The organism is Arthrobacter sp. NPDC080031, from assembly GCF_040702485.1.
GTDB lineage: Bacteria > Actinomycetota > Actinomycetes > Actinomycetales > Micrococcaceae > Arthrobacter.
In genome coordinates this window covers 30,281-47,768 of record NZ_JBFBLA010000008.1, presented here as the reverse complement: position 1 = coordinate 47,768, position 17,488 = coordinate 30,281, and the positions used below count along the sequence as shown (strand labels likewise).

At 64.7% G+C, this 17,488-nt stretch carries 13 protein-coding genes; 2 read left to right on the top strand and 11 right to left on the bottom strand.

Annotated features, from left to right (window positions below; genetic code table 11):
* Positions 1–170: 170 nt before the first annotated feature.
* On the bottom strand, positions 171–1,232 hold the full coding sequence (locus tag AB0323_RS08435) for a polysaccharide deacetylase (protein WP_366176913.1): 1,062 nt from the start codon (positions 1,230–1,232) through the stop codon (positions 171–173).
* An 11-nt stretch (positions 1,233–1,243) separates the two neighbouring features.
* Positions 1,244–2,770, bottom strand: a complete 1,527-nt coding sequence (locus AB0323_RS08430) for a cytosine permease (protein ID WP_366176912.1) — start codon at positions 2,768–2,770, stop codon at positions 1,244–1,246.
* Positions 2,771–2,878: 108 nt separating this feature from the next.
* On the opposite strand from AB0323_RS08430, the gene AB0323_RS08425 reads away from it, so the two are divergent.
* Positions 2,879–4,360, top strand: coding sequence for a PucR family transcriptional regulator ligand-binding domain-containing protein (locus AB0323_RS08425; protein ID WP_366176911.1), 1,482 nt, complete (start codon positions 2,879–2,881; stop codon positions 4,358–4,360).
* 11 nt (positions 4,361–4,371) lie between these two features.
* Here the strand turns inward: AB0323_RS08425 and AB0323_RS08420 are convergent, their stop codons facing one another.
* From AB0323_RS08420 to glyA, 8 genes are all read right to left on the bottom strand, one after another.
* Entirely contained in the window at positions 4,372–5,865 is a 1,494-nt protein-coding gene (locus AB0323_RS08420) for an S-layer homology domain-containing protein (RefSeq protein WP_366176910.1), read from the bottom strand.
* Between the two features lie 118 nt (positions 5,866–5,983).
* Positions 5,984–6,883: a formyltetrahydrofolate deformylase gene (gene purU / locus AB0323_RS08415; RefSeq protein ID WP_366176909.1), complete on the bottom strand. Its 900-nt coding sequence runs from the start codon at positions 6,881–6,883 to the stop codon at positions 5,984–5,986.
* A gap of 2 nt (positions 6,884–6,885) precedes the next feature.
* Complete coding sequence (locus AB0323_RS08410) at positions 6,886–8,277, bottom strand: L-serine ammonia-lyase (protein WP_366176908.1); 1,392 nt, start codon at positions 8,275–8,277, stop codon at positions 6,886–6,888.
* Positions 8,277–8,912, bottom strand: coding sequence for a sarcosine oxidase subunit gamma family protein (locus tag AB0323_RS08405; RefSeq protein WP_366176907.1), 636 nt, complete (start codon positions 8,910–8,912; stop codon positions 8,277–8,279). The genes AB0323_RS08410 and AB0323_RS08405 overlap by 1 nt, the downstream gene beginning before the upstream one ends.
* Positions 8,905–11,877 (bottom strand): FAD-dependent oxidoreductase, encoded by a 2,973-nt coding sequence (locus tag AB0323_RS08400; RefSeq protein WP_366176906.1) that lies wholly within the window; start codon positions 11,875–11,877, stop codon positions 8,905–8,907. Before AB0323_RS08400 ends, AB0323_RS08405 begins: the two co-directional genes overlap by 8 nt.
* On the bottom strand, positions 11,874–12,203 hold the full coding sequence (locus tag AB0323_RS08395; RefSeq protein WP_366176905.1) for a sarcosine oxidase subunit delta: 330 nt from the start codon (positions 12,201–12,203) through the stop codon (positions 11,874–11,876). The genes AB0323_RS08400 and AB0323_RS08395 overlap by 4 nt, the downstream gene beginning before the upstream one ends.
* Before the next feature lie 24 nt (positions 12,204–12,227).
* A complete protein-coding gene (locus tag AB0323_RS08390; protein WP_366176904.1) occupies positions 12,228–13,448 on the bottom strand; it encodes a sarcosine oxidase subunit beta family protein in 1,221 nt (406 codons plus the stop codon).
* Positions 13,445–14,800: a serine hydroxymethyltransferase gene (gene glyA / locus AB0323_RS08385; protein WP_366177016.1), complete on the bottom strand. Its 1,356-nt coding sequence runs from the start codon at positions 14,798–14,800 to the stop codon at positions 13,445–13,447. The genes AB0323_RS08390 and glyA overlap by 4 nt, the downstream gene beginning before the upstream one ends.
* Positions 14,801–14,954: 154 nt before the next feature.
* On the opposite strand from glyA, the gene AB0323_RS08380 reads away from it, so the two are divergent.
* A complete protein-coding gene (locus AB0323_RS08380) occupies positions 14,955–15,626 on the top strand; it encodes a GntR family transcriptional regulator (protein ID WP_366176903.1) in 672 nt (223 codons plus the stop codon).
* A 1,069-nt stretch (positions 15,627–16,695) separates the two neighbouring features.
* Here AB0323_RS08380 and AB0323_RS08375 read toward each other — a convergent pair.
* Positions 16,696–17,433, bottom strand: a complete 738-nt coding sequence (locus AB0323_RS08375; protein ID WP_366176902.1) for a VOC family protein — start codon at positions 17,431–17,433, stop codon at positions 16,696–16,698.
* Positions 17,434–17,488 lie beyond the last annotated feature (55 nt).

Sequence of the window (17,488 nt, the reverse complement as noted above, 5' to 3'; positions counted from 1 at the left end):
TTAACCCTGCCCACCCACCACTGGACATGCCCACCCTTGACCCTCCCCACCCCCACGGGACATGCCCACCCCCACGGGACATGCTCACCCTTCAGCCCCAGCAGTGGACATATGAGTGCTATGTCCACTGCTCCTGGCCAAGGCTGAGCATGCTCAACGGGCTATGAGCGCTATGTCCACTGCTCCTGGCCAAGGCTGGGCATGCTCAAAGGGAATGGGCGCGGAGCGCTGGACATGTCCCTACCTTGGAGTGTTTCCAGCAGACGGGCGGGCCTGAAACTGGCTCCTGCGCCCGGGTAGGACGGGACGTCGATCCGGGCGTGGCTGTGGATTTCGTTGACGGTGGCCTTGGTGTGTTCGGCGATCCGTTCCAAGGTGGTCACCCACATTCCGTCCATGGCTTTGACGCGTTCGATCAGCTGCTCCAAGGCGACGGCCTTGGATGGACGGCCGGAGACGAACGGGTGGTTGGTCAAGACTAAGCAACTGCCTTGGGCGTGATGGGCCTCGGCTTCCAAGGTCCACATCTCCAAGACCTTGGAAGGACTCTCGATAACGCCGCTTCCTGTTACTCCCGGGTAGAACGCGTATTGTTCCCAATCGTCCAGGGCCCAATCCACGGGGATCTCCACGATGTCCCGGGAATCAATGTCCCGTGAATCAATGGCCCGTGAATCGATCTCCAGTGAATCGTCCGGGGCAACCGCCATGCGGTAGGGGGCATCGCCGTCGAGCAGGCTTGAATCGTAAAGGAAACCACGGTCCGCGAGCAGCGCTGGCGAATGCCAGTTCAACTCCCACCACGGCGCCCTGTAGCCGACCGGCCTGACCCCGGCTACCTTCGCGAGGGCTTCGAGCCCGCGGTCCAGGTAGCTGGCCTCGGTGGCGGCGTCGATTCCCTGCATGGGTTCGTGGAGGTAGCCGTGGTGGGCGACTTCGTGGCCGCCGTCGACGATCCGCCGCACCACGTCAGGGTAGCTTTCCGCTGTGAAACCCGGGATAAAGAAGGTCCCCTGGATCTCTTGGCGCTCGAGGATCTTCAGGAGCCGCGGAACAGCGACCCTTGGGCCGTAGGACTGGTGGCTCATAAGGGACATGCGTCTGGTGCTGGTGGGATCGTGGGCGATGGTGCAGGATTCGGCGTCGACGTCGAACGTGAAGGATGCCGCGGCCTTGAAATTTTCCGGCCACGTGACCGAGTGTGCCTCATCAGGAAAAGCGTTGGTGGTCATCGGGGTTCCTCTCAGTCGTTGACCAGATTGGCGGCGTCTTCCGCAAGGGGCTGCGCCGACCCATCGGCGGAAGGCACTGCGTCGGCGGACGGCAGCGGAAGGTATCGGGCATGAACCCGCGGGCCCAGTGCGCCGTAAACTGCCGCGGCAACAAGTCCGCCTGCCAGCCAGGACAAATCGATCCCGCCCATGGCCGTGGCTATGGGGCCTTGCATGATCGGCAGGACGCCGTACATGAACAGCCAGGTGGCAAAGATGCCCACAAGGAGCGCGGTGATCCCGGCCCAGTTGAAGGCCGGTAGCCGACGGGTGCCCACGGGGTCGAAGAGCCGGTCCACTGCCGCGGGGCTACGCTTGTCCACCCAGAAGTAATGCACCAGCATGATGCCACCCCACGCGGCGACCCACGCCACGAGCCCGCCGAGCCAAGTGCTCAGGGTCGAGGCGAAGTCCGACTGCAGGATGAAGAACACGACGCCGACCAGTGCCAGGATCCCGACGAAGAGGTTCAAGGAACGGCGCTTGGCTTTGATGTCCAAGGCCTGGGCAGCCACCGAGAAGGTGTAGATGTTCAGGATGTTCGTCGCGATGGGACCGTGCAGGACCAGGAAGAGCACCGGGACCGCAAGGACGCCGAAGTTGTCGACAATGAGGTGGCCGGGGTCGGCCGTGCCGCTCTTCGTGGCAAGGCTGGCGCCGAGGATGCCGAGCCACACCACCGGGAGGAACTGGCCGAAAACCGAGGCGAGGTAAACCTTATGCTTGGGGACGGACTTGCTGACGAAGCGTGAATAGTCCGCCGCGTAAGTGAACCAGGTGATTCCCCAGCCGATCCCGATGACCGTCATCACGGTGGTCATGGCAGCGATTCGGTCGCCGCCTTCAAGGACAGCACCGGGAGGGCCCGCGTAGCCCCAATCGATGTTCATGCCGAACCAGGCTACGGCGGACATGGCGATCAGCACCACGATGGTGGGCGGGACGGTCCACTTCTCGAAAGCCGCGATGGCCTTGTAGCCGAACCAGGCGATGGTGACCTGGGTGGACATGATCAGGAAGGCCACCAGGATCTTGGGGCCTACATTGGGCTGCTCCGGATCGACCATGCCGAGCTTGCCGAGGAGTGCCATCACCAGGTCCAGGATGATCCAGGTGTTGACGGCGCACCAACCGATTCCGAGGAGTGCCTGGATGGCGCTCGGGAGATAGTTGCCGCGGCGGCCGAAGACAGCCCGGGCAAGGACCATGCCGGTGGCTCCGGTCCGTTGCCCCAGGAGGACAAACAGTCCAAAGAGTGCCATGCCGATGAGGTTTCCTACCACCAGGACGGTGACGGTGTCGGCAAAGCCCAGTCCAAGCTGGACGCCGAGGGCACCGAGGACCCAGTTGATGGGGGCAAGGTTTGCGCCTGCCCAGATCCAGAATTGGCCCGCTACGCTGCGGGTACGCGCCGATTCTGGAATGGACTGCAGGTTCTGTTCGACGTCGGTCTGCGCCGTTGCAGCCCCAGGCGTCGCAGTGGATAAGTTCTCGTGCATTGGGGGATCCTCCGTGTAGGAAAGGGACTCCTTCAATGTATGTGCCCCAGATCACAGCAACAAGACACGATGTGTACAATAGATCCCAGAAATTAGTTACGGAGTGTCATGTCGCTGCTTCTTGCCGACGCTTTCGAACACGAAAGCCTGAAGGCCGCTGAACCAGTCCTGCGGACCGATGTGCCCGAGGCCCTCTCACGGCAGCTCCGCTGGGTCCACTCGAGCGAAGTGCTGGACATCGCGCCGCTGCTGCGGGGCGGCGAGCTGCTTCTAAGCGGCGGTCAGGCTCTCGCTACTGCTTCGGACGAGCGGCGCGTTGATTACGTCCGCCAACTCGCGGCCCGCGGCATCACAGCTCTGGCCATCGAAACGGGCCCCGAGCTGCCCGCGATACCGGAGTCCATGCTCGACGCCGGCCAAGCGGCCGGGCTGCCCATCATCGAGTTGTGCAAAGTGGCCCCCTTCGTCGGCATCATGCAGGCGATCAACTCGCTGCTGGTCAGCGAATCGGTGGCGCAATTGCAGTTCGGCGACGAAACGAGCCATGCCATGGCGGCGGAGCTCGCGCACGGAGGCGGACTGGATCAGCTCCTCGCCGTTCTGGCCAGCCGGACGGGTGCCGACGCAAGGCTCGTCTCGCCGTCGGGCATCACTTTGGGAAGCGCAACGGCCGCCGGCCAGCCAGGTCCCAGCACCGCCACAACAGTCGATGTGCCCGTCCGCGGCGTGCTGGCAGCCCGCCTGGAGTTGGAAGTGCCCGACGACGGCGACGCAAACCTTGCGCGGGTGGCCGGCGAGCGGTGCGTCGATATCCTCGGCTTGGCGTTGCTGCAACGCATGCCACCCGGCCTGAAGGAACTTGCCGGCATCGAGCTCATGCGGGCCGTCAGTTCGGGCACCCAGTCATGGCGACTCCAGCAATTGGGACCAGCCTCGGGGTTCCTGGTCAGCGGTCCGGTAGCCGCCGTCGTGGTGCGTTCCCCAGCGGCGGGACAGCTCCGGACACAACTCGACGGCATCCTGCATGACGAGGTTCCACAAAGCGCGAGTTATGCGGACAACGCCGAATTGATCGCTTTGGCCGCGCTCCCCCACCCCACGGCAGTGGCTTCGCGCATCGCGCTCATCCAAGCACTTGAGGCTTTGGAGGTCCCCGACGGATCGGTCATGGCCGTGGGTCCGCTGGCGCAGGGAATCGGCGAGGCGCCCTGGTCGCTGGCAGAGGCGCGCCGGACGCTTGAGCTCATGCCTGGTACGGGAACCGGCCCGGGTGTTGTCGACGCCGAGGACTTCGCGGTCGAGCGTTTGGCGGAAGGAAGCCTCGACGCGGCAACCCGCGAGGGATTCGTGCGGCGGCAGCTCGGCGCCGTCGTCGAGCACGACGAGCAGCGGCGCTCGGAACTGATGCGGACCTTGGCGGTATGGCTGGATACGGGGTGCAACACTGCGCAAGCGGCGCGGGATCTGCACCTGGAAAGGCAGTCGATGCACCACCGGCTCCAGCGGATTTTCGAGCTGTGCGGCGGCGACCCGCGGGGAACGGGCCGGCTGGCCGCGCTTCACTTGGCAACCCGCCTGGCCCGGCTCTAGTCCGCTTACTTCTACTGGGTGCCCAGGTACCACGCTGTCTGCCAGCGGTAAAGGAACGCGGCCATGGCGTCACGGTTGACCGCACTCAAGGGCCGGAACGTCCCGTCGCCGTAACCCGTGCTGACCTTGGCCGCGGCGAGCCAGGTGATCTCGTTGTAGAAAGGCGAGTTCGGGGTGATGTCGTTGAACGGTGACGCTCCCGGGGCGGTCCAACTGGGTGATCCGCTGAAGCGGTAGAGGAAGGCTGCCATGGCATCCCGGTTGATGTTGTCACCCGGGCGGAAGCTTCGGTGCCCGTTGTTGGGGTCCACCCAGCCCGTGGTGATGCCGTAGTACGCCAGCCACGTGACTTCCTTGTAGAACGCGGAATTGGGCGCCATGTCCACGAATGGTGAGTTTGCGGGCGGCGTCCAGGCGGGCGAGCCGGCCTGGCGATAGAGGAAGGCGGCCATGGCGTCCCGGTGCACGGCGAGAGTCGCCCCGTAGCTTCCGTCCGGATAGCCAGTGGTGATGCCCTGGTTCGCGAGCCACTGGATCTCGCGGTAGAACGCGCTGTTCGTGGGGACGTCGGAGAAACGCTGAGTACACTGCGGGGATCCGAGAGCGACCTTGGCGAGGGCATATCGCGCCGCGTCGATCGCGCCATCTGCGACACCCATGACGAAATATTCCGGGTGCGTGGAACACACCTGCGGGATGGAGCCAGTAGGCACCGTCGCGATCGCCTTGCTTCCGTCGGCGCTGTAGTTCACCTGGGCATTAATACTGGTTCCGGGAGAGCCTGACTTCCAGAAGTAACCGTAGGGGAAGGCGTTCGTCCAGGTCTTGTCCGGGCCGGAGGTGAAATACCCCGGTACGCTGCGGAAGATCAGCTTGTCCGTGTAGGAAGCCAGCGAGGTGGTGGAGTCCTTCTGGATGAAGAAGGTCAGCGGCAGGGCCTGCGGAAGGCCAAGGTCCATCGAAACGGTCGATGACCCGGCCGGCCCTCCCGCCGTCAACCCGCTCTGGACGAAGATCCCGCCGTTTCCCGGCGCGATGGGCGTCCCCAGGACCGCTACGACAAACCCGGAATAGGCCTGGGCCGGGACGGAGGTGCTGGCACAGTTCCCCGTGGCGTCATGACAATACTGCATGGACCCCGGGGTCAGGCCCGCCAAGCCCTGCGGGATCGGGATAGACACGTGGAGGGTTGAGGAATCGGCCACGGCGGTGCCGGAAAGAAGCGGCGTTGCCGTGTTGTCCTCAGTGTTGTACACCCGGTACTGGAGCGTGCTGTCCACGCTCTTGCCGAGCACAGCGGAAGCGTCCGACGGGAGTTTCACGTCAAGGCTCGTCGCCGACGACGGAATCTGCACCGGCGGGTTATTGGCATAGATCTGCGCCCACGCAGGCGTTGGATCGATGGTAATGACTGGATCAACGGCATGGGCAGGGACAGCTACTCCTGCGACTGCTGTGACGGCAAAAAAGCAAGCGGCTATTATGCCGCCTTGTCGACGGACCACGAATGTACGCGCCTTTCAAAATGGCGAGTACCTCGCCCCCCAATGTTTTGCCGGCTGACCGGCAAATGCAACCATATGCGAGGACGGCCCGGCCCGCAATGGGTCGGGCCGCCACGCCTTACTTCAGCACCACCGTCCTGCTGCCTTGCAGGATCACGCGCCCTTCGCAGTGCCAGCGGACGGCGTTGCTGAGTGCTTTGCACTCGGTATCGCGCCCGGCCGCCACCAGGTCGTCCGGACCGAAGGTGTGGTCCACTTCCACCACTTGCTGGGCGATGATCGGCCCCTCGTCCAACTCGCCGTTGACGTAGTGCGCAGTGGCACCCACGGTCTTGACGCCCCGCGCGTAGGCCTGGTGGTACGGCTTGGCACCTTTGAAGCTGGGGAGGAACGAGTGGTGGATGTTGATTGCCCGGCCATCGAGCTTGCGGGCAAGATCGTCGCTGAGGACCTGCATGTAGCGGGCCAGGACCACGAGCTCGACGTCCAGGCGATCGATGAGATCGAGAAGCTGTCCTTCAGCCGCCGCCTTCGTGTCCGGTGTGACGGGCACGTGGAAGAACGGAATGCCGTGCCATTCGACCGTCCGCCTGTGGTCAGGGTGGTTGGAGACGACCCCCACAATGTCGATGGGCAGTTCCCCGATGCGGGCCCGGAACAGGAGGTCGTTGAGGCAGTGCTCGAACTTGGAGACCATGATCAGGACCCTCCGCTTGGCACCGTGGCGCTGGAGCTGCCAGCGCATGCCGAACTTTTCGGCAACGGGCGCGAAGGATTCCCGCAGCGAGTCGATGGTCGACTGATCCCCATCCGATGCGAAGTGGATCCGCATGAAGAAATGGTGATCCAGTTGGGAGTCGAATTGCTTGTTGTCGATGATGTCGCAGCCGTGTTCCAGGAGGAATCCGGAGACGGCGTGCACAATCCCCCGCGTTTCCGGGCAATCGAGCGTCAGGACATGCTCAACGGTGGTAGCCGGCACGGCCGACTCGGCGGTTTCATTTTGTGTGACAGTCATGGCTAGCACTCCACTACGTTGACGGCGAGGCCTCCGCGGGAGGTCTCCTTGTACTTGCTTTTCATGTCCGCTCCTGTCTCTCGCATGGTTTTGATGGCTTTATCAAGGGACACTTTGTGGCTGCCGTCGCCGTGCAGTGCAAGGCGGGCGGCGTTGATGGCCTTCACGCTGGCGATGGCGTTGCGTTCGATGCACGGAATCTGCACCAGCCCGCCTACGGGATCGCACGTGAGGCCCAGATTGTGCTCGATACCCACTTCTGCGGCATTTTCCACTTGCTCGGGAGTGCCGCCGAGGACCTCGCACAGACCGGCGGCGGCCATCGAACACGCGGAGCCCACCTCACCCTGGCAGCCGACTTCGGCACCGGAAATGGACGCGTTGATCTTGAACAGGATCCCGACGGCGGCCGCCGCGAGCAGGAAGCGGACCACGCCGTCGTCGTCTGCTCCCTGCACGAATTTCGTGTAGTAGTGCAGCACCGCGGGCACAATGCCGGCCGCACCGTTGGTGGGTGCCGTGACGATGCGGCCGCCCGCGGCGTTTTCCTCGTTCACGGCGAGCGCGAACAGGTTCACCCATTCCATGGCGAGCAGCGGGTCTGCCGAGCTTGAACCCTGCAGACCGGCGTCGGTGGCGGCGAGGGTCTTGAACAACGACGGCGCCCGTCGCCTCACCTTCAAGCCTCCCGGCAGGATTCCTTCCGCAGCGCAGCCGTTGTCCACGCATTCGCGCATGACCGCCCAGATCTGCAGGAGCCGCTCGCGAAGTTCGGCCTCGCTGCGCCACACAAGCTCGTTGGCGAGCATGACATCGGAGATGGACATGTCCTCCCGTGCGCAGATCGCCAGGAGCTCGTCCGCGGTGCTGAAGGGATAAGGCAGAACGGTGTCGTCAGCAACGACTTTGTCGCTGCCGGACGCATCACCGTCCACCACGAAACCGCCGCCTATCGAGTAGTAGCTGCGCTCCCGCAGCACTCTCCCGGCGTGGTCGAGGGCCCGGAAGGTCATGCCGTTAGGGTGGGCAGGCAGGGATTTGCGCCGGTGCAGGACCACGTCTTCGTCCCAGTTGAAGTCCACGCGGTGGTGTCCGGCTATCCGCAATTCAGCGTCCAGGGCAGCCGCGGCGACCTGGTCGTCGGCGGTGGAAGTGTCCACCGTTTCCGGCGATTGGCCTTGGAGTCCCAGCACCACGGCTTTGTCCGAGCCGTGGCCGCGGCCGGTGGCGCCCAGCGAGCCGAAAAGCTCGGCCTGGACGCGCACCGTTGCCGCGAGTTGCCCGGAGGATTCCAGGCCGTCGGTGAACTGTTTTGCCGCCCGCATCGGGCCGACCGTGTGCGAGGACGACGGCCCGATGCCAATGGAAAACAGGTCAAGCACGCTCAGTGCCATCAGGGCACCTCAGGAGAGGCGTATTCCCTCATGCCGTCAAGCAGCCAGCGGCCCAGGAAGTCGGCGAACGAAGCCCGTGGGAAGATCCGGAAGCTGTCCTCGCCGGTCTTCAACAGCAACGCCGGGATGTTGCCGATTTCCGTGGCCAGGGCGGTTCCCGTGCGGAAGGCGCGTGGGTGCAGGTCCAGGGAGCAGCCCTTTTCCAGGACGTCGCGGGCACGGATGCCGGACAGCTCGAAGGTGGTTCGGTTGGCGGACAAGTCCACCACCTGGCCAGGGTCCTCGCCCAGGGCCTCCACCAGTGCGCGGACCAGGTCTCCGCCCAGGGAATCGTGCGCCTCTTCGGGTGCGACCACCAGGAATTCGTCCGGGCCCAACCACAAGGTGGTGGCCCTTTCACTCCCGGTGATCTCACCGCATGCGGCCGGCAGGCCGCCGGTCACGGACGCGAGGCGGGCTCCGGCGTCGGACGCCCGGTCAACCCGGATCCCCACCATGGTCTGGAACGGGATTTCCTTCAACGCGGCGGTTCCGGCCACGGAACCGGACTCGAAGGACGGTGCCAGGTGCGAAGCCGGGCTGCGGCGTGCCGCACGCAGCGTCTCGGGGTTTGCGGGGGTTGCTGTTTCAGCCATCTTTACGGGTCCCTTCAGCGTCGAAAAGTACGGTTTCTCCCACAACGACGTCCAGCAACTGGTCGCCGACGGAGGCCACCAGGGTCTCGCCGATCCGGTTGCGGCCGTTCGTGATCAGTGCCAGGCCGAAGGACCGGCCCAAGGCGGCACTGTGGTAGCTCGAGGTCACGAAGCCCTGCATCGGCACGGGGCCGTAGGCCGGGTTGACCGGGATCCCCTTTTCCACGAGCTGGGTGCCTTCCGGAAGGCGGAACGAACCGTCAGCCGGGAGGACGCTGACCAAGTGCTTGCGGTCCGTGCGGACCGCGTCCTCGCGGCTGTAAGAACGTTTGCCGATGAAGTCCTTTGCCTTGGAAACGATCCATTCCATCCCGGCGTCCTGCGGGGTGACGGTGCCGTCCGTGTCCTGCCCGACGATCGGGTAGCCCTTCTCGGCACGCAGCACGTGCATGGTCTCGGTGCCGTACGGAGTGATGTTGAACTCGGCCCCTGCCGCAGCAACGGCTTCCCAGGTGTTGAGCCCGTACCAGGACGGAACGTTGATTTCGTAGGCAAGCTCACCCGAGAACGAAATCCGGCAAACCCGTGCCTGGACTCCGGAGGCCAGCGTGGTCTCGCGGAACGTCATGAACGGGAAAGCTTTGGCGTCCAGCCCGCCGTCGGCCGCCAGTTGCGGAGCAACTTTGGCGATCACCGCACGGGATTTGGGCCCGACGACGGCAATCGTCGTCCACTGTTCAGTCACCGACGTGCACACCACGTCGAGTTCCGGCCACTCGGTCTGGTGCCACTCCTCGAGCCAGTCAAGGACCTTGGCAGCGCCGCCGGTGGTGGTGGTCATGAAGTAGCGGCCCTCGTCGAGGCGCAGGGTCACGCCGTCGTCGAAGATCATGCCGTCCGGGGTGCACATGACCCCGTAGCGGGCCGAGCCGGGGGCGAGCTTCTTGAAAGCGTTGGTGTAGATGCGGTTCAGGAATTCACCGGCGTCCTTGCCACGGATCTCGATCTTGCCGAGGGTGGTAGCGTCCATGAAGCCCACCGATTCGCGGACTGCGGCACACTCGCGGAGCACGGCGGCGGCCATGTCTTCGCCCGCTTGCGGGTAGTACCACGGGCGCTTCCACTGGCCGACGTCCTCAAAGAGCGCTCCCTGGGCAACATGCCAAGGGTGGATGGAGGTGACGCGGGCAGGATCGAACAGCTCGCCGCGCTTGCGTCCCGCCAAGGCCGCGAAGGCGACCGGCGTGAACGGCGCCCGGTAGGTCGTGGTTCCGATGTCACCGATGCCGCAACTGCCTACGGCGCCCGCCTCGCCGGCGGGTGCCTCGCCGGCCTGCTTGAGGGCCGCGGCGATCACGCCGATGGCGTTGACGCCGGACGTCTTGCCCTGGTCGTTGGCGGTGCTGATGGAGGTGTACCGCTTGATGTGTTCCACCGAGCGCATGCCGGCCCCGGTGGAACGGAGCACGTCGGCCACCGACTGGTCGCGCTGGAAGTCAACGAAATGGTGGTGCCACTCCCCCGCGTTTCCGCTCTGCCCGGGCACGAGCCACAACTGGCGGGTGGGGGCGGAGGCTACCGGCGCCTTGATCTCGGCAGGCACCGTCTCGGAGCTGAACCCGGCGGCGATCGCAGCCGCGGCACCGGCGGATACGCCTTCTCCCAGGCAGTCCGCGAGCCCGTAGCTTCCGCGTCCGGCGCCGACCACGTGCTGGTCCTTGACGACGGAGCTCGGCACAAAGCCGGCCAGGTCATCGTCCCAACGCAACTTACCTTGGCGCTGGCTGTGGAGGTGGACCACGGGACTCCAGCCACCGGACACCGCCAGCAGATCGCAAGCGAGCCGTTCGACGCCCGAGGTGACTTCGCCGTCGTCGTTAAGGCTGCGGATGGTGACGCCGTCGATCCGGCCGTTCTCCCCCGCGCCGGAGGTATCGGCGACGGCGCTGCCGACGAGGACGCGGACGCCGCTTTCGACGGCGGCTGCCGCTGTGTCGCTGAGCTTCGGGCGGGCATCGACGACGGCGGCGACCTTGACACCCGCGGCCAGCAGATCCGCGGCCAGCAGGTAGGCCGAATCGTTCGTGGTGCCGATGACTACCCGGCGCCCGGCAGCGACAGCGTACCGGTTGAGGTAGCTCCGGACAGCGGAGGCCAGCATGATGCCGGGCCGGTCGTTGTTCTCGAAGACGAGCGGACGCTCATGGGCGCCGGGCGCCAGGACCACCTGCCTGGCACGGATGTGCCAAATACGCTGGCGGGAGACGCCGTCCGCCGCCGGGCTGCCGAGGTGGTCCGTACGGTTCTGTGCCGCGATCACATAGTTCGCGTCGTAGGAGCCGAACGCCGTAGTGCGGTTGAGGACAGTACATTCGGCGGCGGAAACGAGTTCGGCCTCCACGTCGGCGATCCATTCCTGTGCCGGCTTGCCTTCGATGACTTCGGCGAGATCCGGTGCAGTGGAACCGGAAAGCAGCGAGCCGCCGAGCTCGGGCTGGTCATCGATCAGGATGACCCGGGCGCCGGTGCGGACCGCCTCACGGGCTGCCGCGAGGCCGGAAACGCCGCCGCCAACCACCAGGACATCGGTGTGGACGTATTTCTTGTCGTACTCGGCGCGGTCCTCGTTGGAGTCCAGCTTGCCCAGGCCGTTCAGGAACTCGACGCTGAGCCCGTCCACAAGGGACACGGTGGTCGCGGGAAGCATCGACTCGGCAACGTGGCCCGGGAAACGGGCGGCCACCTTGACCAGGGCGTTGGATTCTTCCACTCCGGCGGACATGATTCCGCGGGCCCGATCCTCATAGAGCGAGTTGCCGACGTTGATGCGCCCGTTGGCCAGCAGTGCTGAGGCTACCGTGTCTCCGGGGTGCCCGGTGTATTCCTGGCCGTCCACGGTGAACCGCCAGGAGATGCTGCGGTCGATGCGGCCGCCGGTGGCGAGGCGGGCGTTGTGCGGGGTCACTTCGTGGCTCCTTCCGGAGTGGTGGCTGCTGAGGTGTTCACATCAGGGCGTTCCATGTCAGGGCGCGGTTCGCCCATCTTGTAGATGGCCTGGATGTCGTAGCTGAAGGTGTCGCGGAGCATGTTGAACCATTGGCGGCAACCGGTGCTGTGGACCCAGCGTTCGGCGAAGGCGCCTTTGGTGTTGTCGCGGTAGAACAAGTACTCGGCCCACTGCCGGTCCGTCAGCGCGTCCGGGTTTTCCGGATAGGGCACGTGGGCCTGGCCGCCGTAGTGGAATTCTGTTTCGTCTCGTGGCCCGCAGTTGGGGCAGCTGATGAGCAGCATGGTTGGTCTCCTAAAGGGCTACGGCTAGTGGGCGACGGCGGCGGCGCCGTGTTCGTCGATCAGGGCACCGGTCTCGAAGCGTTCCAGCGAAAAAGGCTTGTTGAGCTCGTGCGGCGTACCCGTGGCGATGGTGTGGGCGAAGGTCAGGCCTGCAGCGGGCGTGCCCTTGAAGCCACCCGTTCCCCAACCACAGTTGACGAACATGTTCTCCACCGGGGTGGTGCCGATGATCGGCGAGGCATCCATGGTGGTGTCCACGATTCCGCCCCAGGTCCGGAGCACGTGGGCCCGGGCAAAGATCGGGAAGAGTTCGACGGCGGCGGCCATCTGGTGTTCGATCACGTGGAACGAGCCGCGCTGGCCATAGCCGTTGTAGGAGTCGACCCCGGCGCCCATGACCAGTTCGCCCTTGTGGGCCTGGGAAACGTAGACGTGCACGTGGTTGGACATGACCACCGTGGGGTGGACGGGCTCATGCAGCTCGGACACCAACGCCTGGAGGGGGTGGGACTGGATCGGGAGGCGGAAGCCGGCCATTTCGGCGAGGACGGAGCTGTGGCCGGCCGCGGCGAGCCCGACCTTTTCGGTGCGGATGGTTCCTTGGTTGGTCTTGACGCCCACCACGCGGTTGCCGTCCTTGAGGAAGCCCGTCACTTCGCAGTTCTGGATGATGTCCACGCCGAGTTCATCGCACTTCCGGGCGAAGGCCCAGGCGACGTGGTCGTGCTTCGCGATACCGGCCCGGGGCTGGTACGTGGCGCCCATGACCGGGTAGCGGATGTTGTCGCTGATGTTCAGGATGGGGCAGAGTTCCTTGACTTGCTGCGGGTCCAGCCATTCGGCGTCGACCCCGTTGAGCTTGTTCGCCCCGACGCGGCGGACGCTTTCGCGGACGTCGCCCAGCGTGTGGGCGAGGTTCATGACGCCGCGCTGGCTGAAGAGGAAATCGTATTCGAGTTCCTCGGGCAGGATCTCCCAGAGCTTGAGGGCGTGCTCGTAGATGGCAGCGCTCTCGTCCCAAAGGTAGTTGGAGCGAATGATCGTGGTGTTCCTGGCCATGTTGCCGCCGGCCAGCCAGCCCTTCTCCAGCACGGCGATGTTGGTCATTCCGTGGTTCTTGGCCAGGAAGTATGCGGTGGCCAGGCCGTGGCCGCCACCGCCCACGATCACTGCGTCGTAGGAAGCTTTGGGCTCCGGGTTGCGCCACAGGAAGTCCGGGTGTTCGGGGAGTTGGTCTGCGCTCACTGGGCTGCTCCAATCATTTCTGCTTCTAGTTCGGTGGCCGCGGCGTCGTTGCCGCTGGCGGCCTGGGAAAGATGCGGGTAAAGCGGGAATTGTTCGGCGAGCGCGGTAACCCTGTCACGGAGTTCGACGGCGGCGTGGTCACCCAGGGTGCCGCTGCTTGCCGCGGCGATGAGCGCCGTCGCGATGATGTCCGCGACCTCCGCGAATTCCTTGGCGCCGAAGCCGCGGGCGGCAAGTGCCGGGGTGCCGATCCGGAGGCCTGAGGAAACCATCGGCGGCCGGGGGTCGAACGGGACGGCGTTGCGGTTCACGGTGATGCCGATGCGGTGCAGGGTGTCTTCGGCCTGCTGTCCGTCGAGGTCCGAGTGGCGCAGGTCGACGAGGACCAGGTGGACGTCGGTGCCACCGTTGACCACCGAGATCCCTGCTGCGGCCACGTCTTCCTTCAGGAGCCGTTCGGCAAGGAGCTTGGCCCCTTCCAGCACCCGCATTTGGCGTTCCTGGAATTCGGGCTCTGCCGCCATTTTGAACGCCACGGCCTTGGCGGCTATCACGTGCTCCAACGGTCCGCCTTGCTGGCCGGGGAACACCGCGCTGTTGATCTTGCGGGCGTATTGTTCCTTCGAGAGGATCACCCCGCCGCGCGGCCCGCCGAGGGTCTTGTGGGTGGTGGTGGTCACGACGTCGGCATACGGCACGGGGTTGGGGTGCAGTCCCGCGGCGACGAGGCCGGCGAAGTGGGCCATGTCCACCATGAGGTAGGCTCCCACAAGGTCGGCGATGCGGCGGAATTCGGCGAAATCCAAGTGGCGCGAGTACGCCGACCAGCCGGCAACGATCAGCTTCGGGCGGTGTTCCAGGGCCAGGGCTTCGACTTCCGCCATGTCCACGCGGAGATCGGATTCGCTGACGTGGTACGGGATGACGTTGTACAGCTTGCCGGAGAAGTTGATGCGCATGCCGTGGGTCAAGTGGCCACCGTGTGCGAGGTCGAGGCCCATGATGCTGTCCCCCGGCTCGAGGAGCGCGAACATGGCTGCCGCGTTGGCCTGTGCGCCGGAGTGCGGCTGGACATTCGCGGCTTCGGCGCCGAAGAGAGCCTTGACTCGGTCGATGGCCAGCTGCTCGATGACGTCCACGTGCTCGCAGCCGCCGTAGTAGCGCTTGCCCGGGTAGCCTTCCGCGTACTTGTTGGTCAGGACCGAGCCCTGTGCCTGCATGACGGCTGCAGGGGCGAAGTTTTCGGAGGCGATCATTTCCAGCGTGGACTGCTGGCGGATGAGTTCCTGGGCGATCGCCCGTTCAACCTCCGGGTCCGCCTGGGCGAGCGGGCGGATCAGCGGTTCAACCATCATGTTCTCCTTTTGAGATACTTATATTTACTGACTAATCAGCAACTGATATATTAGAACTGTTGCCATAGTATGTTGGAGATCACACAACCGTCAACAGCCCGGCAGCAACTGATCCGCCAGACTTGGAATTGTGGCAAACGGGAGAGGGCACATGAGCACTGCATTGGAAGCACTGGACACGGGCACGCAGGGAACCTCCTTGGCGGAAAACGCCTACCTGCTCCTGCGCGACCGGCTCATCATGCTGGACATCAAACCCGGAGACCCCATCAACGACGGGCAGATTGCCACGGAACTCGGCATCGGCCGGACTCCCGTGCGCGAGGCCATCAAGCGGCTCGAAAGCGACCACCTCGTCGTGTCGTATCCCCGCCGCGGAACCTTCGCCACCGGCGTCGACATCACCCAACTGGCGGACGTCTCCGAAATCCGGGAGCTGCTTGAGCCCTTGGCGTCACGGCGGGCTGCCCGCATGGCCAGCCCCAAGCTCCGGGAAGAACTCCGCGAGGTGGCCGCAGCCATCAGCGGCCTGGAAGCACACGACGCCGGCCAACAGGAACTCATGCGGTACGACATCCAGGTGCACCGGCTCATCTACAAGGCCGCGGCCAATCCGCACCTTGAGGACGTACTGATCCGCTACGACAACCTGGCAACCCGCATCTGGTGCCACATGCTGGACAAGATGCCTTCCGTGACAGGCCACGTCGCAGAGCACGCTGAACTGCTCACCGCGATCGCCGACGGCGATGAGGACCGCGCGGCGGCGCTCGCCCTGCACCACGTGGTGAGTTTCGAAGAGACGATCCGCAAGGTGCTCTAGGTTCGGCGCATGCTCGGGTCTCGCGGGATACCGCTGCCCTCAGCCGTTTCTCTTCCAGTGCTTCGGCCACTTCACGTTCAACAGCAGCAGTCCCAACAGAAGTCCGTCAACCGTCATTACTCCGGCCATGAAGTAAGCCCAACCGATGATCATGGTTCGCTCACTACCAGTCGGCAGCCCGAGCTGTGGGGGTGCATCAGAACACACATACCAATCTCCTGACCCGGATCCCCCCAGTCACTCGATAGTCCATCAAGTGTGGCACGACGGCGCCCAAGAAGGAACGGCTTAGGCGATCGACGGCGGGAGCTACACTTTCGAGACCTCGCCACTGTGGGGGCCAACGGTTCCTGTCTGCAGGCTCAGGAGCGTCACCAGGATGACCATTCCGAGCAGCGCAACGGCTGTGACCAAGGTGAGGGTGCGGTTCCGACTCGGGGCTTCCCTGGCTGCAAGAAAGAGGGCAGATCCAGACAGGACAGCAGAGATAGCTGTGAATGGATAGAGCGGCAAATCAACAAGATGGCCCCTCCCAGCAGGAAAAACCTGGAGAGCTCGACGCGTGAGCGCTTTCTTACCAAGGGCTGCATGATTGGTCGTCTCCTTTTCCAGATGTTAACAAGGGAAAACTGCACTGAGTGGTCTTCCGAATCAAAATGAGTAGCGAATCGCCCATATTTGAGTGCTAGCGACGAGAAGCACATAGAACCCTGAGCGTGCCTTGACCCCGATATGGAGTCTGTGATGGCCCGCGTGGTTGACCTGGTTGCTGCCCCATGGTTCATTGCGAAGGCAGTCAGCGCGGGGACGATGCTTTCTGCACAGTCGCATCAGGCTATAAGGGACGAGTGTCAGCTACTTTCGATCGAGGGGTTTGCGGATGCCGAGAATGAAGCGGCGAGTTCCTGTTTTGCTGGTTGGCGGCGCCCTTTCGTTGATTCTGGTCCTCTTGGTCCTTCGCTGGATGACGCATGGACCCGGGAACATAACGGACAATGATTTCAGGCCTCCGCCTTTCGTTCCCAGCTCCCCTGCTGGTTCGGCGAGCCGTTAACCCCGAGGCTCTGCGTCAGCCCGGGGTGAGGACGCAGAACTCGTTGCCCTCCGTGTCGGCGAGGCATACCCATGGCACCTCGCCTTGGCCGACGTCGGCGTCCGTGGCACCCAGCGCCTGCAGCCGGGCCACCTCTGCCGCTTGATCATCGCCGGGGTATGGCCGCAGGTCGAGATGGACACGGCCGGACACGGCGTTCGGGACGGGTGTGCGGACGAATTCCAGATACGGCCCCACGCCCTTGGCCGAGCGCAGCCTCGCAAGATCGTCGGTCACCTCGTGCAGGGTCCAGTCCATCGCCCCGCTCCAGAACCGGGCCATGGCCCGCGGATCCGCACAATTGACCACCACCGCGGCGATCGGCCCGGTGTCCCGGTAGATCGGCCGAGGCTCCAGCACGCAGAACAGGTTGCCCTCCGGGTCGGCCAGGACCGTCCACGGCACATCGCCCTGGCCGATGTCGGCAGGCGTCGCGCCGAGCTTCACCGCGCGCGCCACAAGCTCCGCTTGATGGGCCGCAGAGGTGGTGGCGAGATCGAGATGGGCGCGGTACCTGACCGTCTCGGGGTCCGGGACCGTGACGACATCGACGCACACGACGGCAGGGTCCGGCCCGGTGAAGCCCACGGGTTCGACATTGGTCACACCTGGTCCTTCGCTGGAAACACCCCACCCGAGCACTTCCGCCCAAAACCGGCCGAGAGCCGAGTCATCCCGGGCCTTGAAATTCACTTGAACGAGTCGCAGTGCCATACCGCCCGATCCTATCTCCGCCAAGAACGGCCGGCCGGCAGCATCCCAGGACACG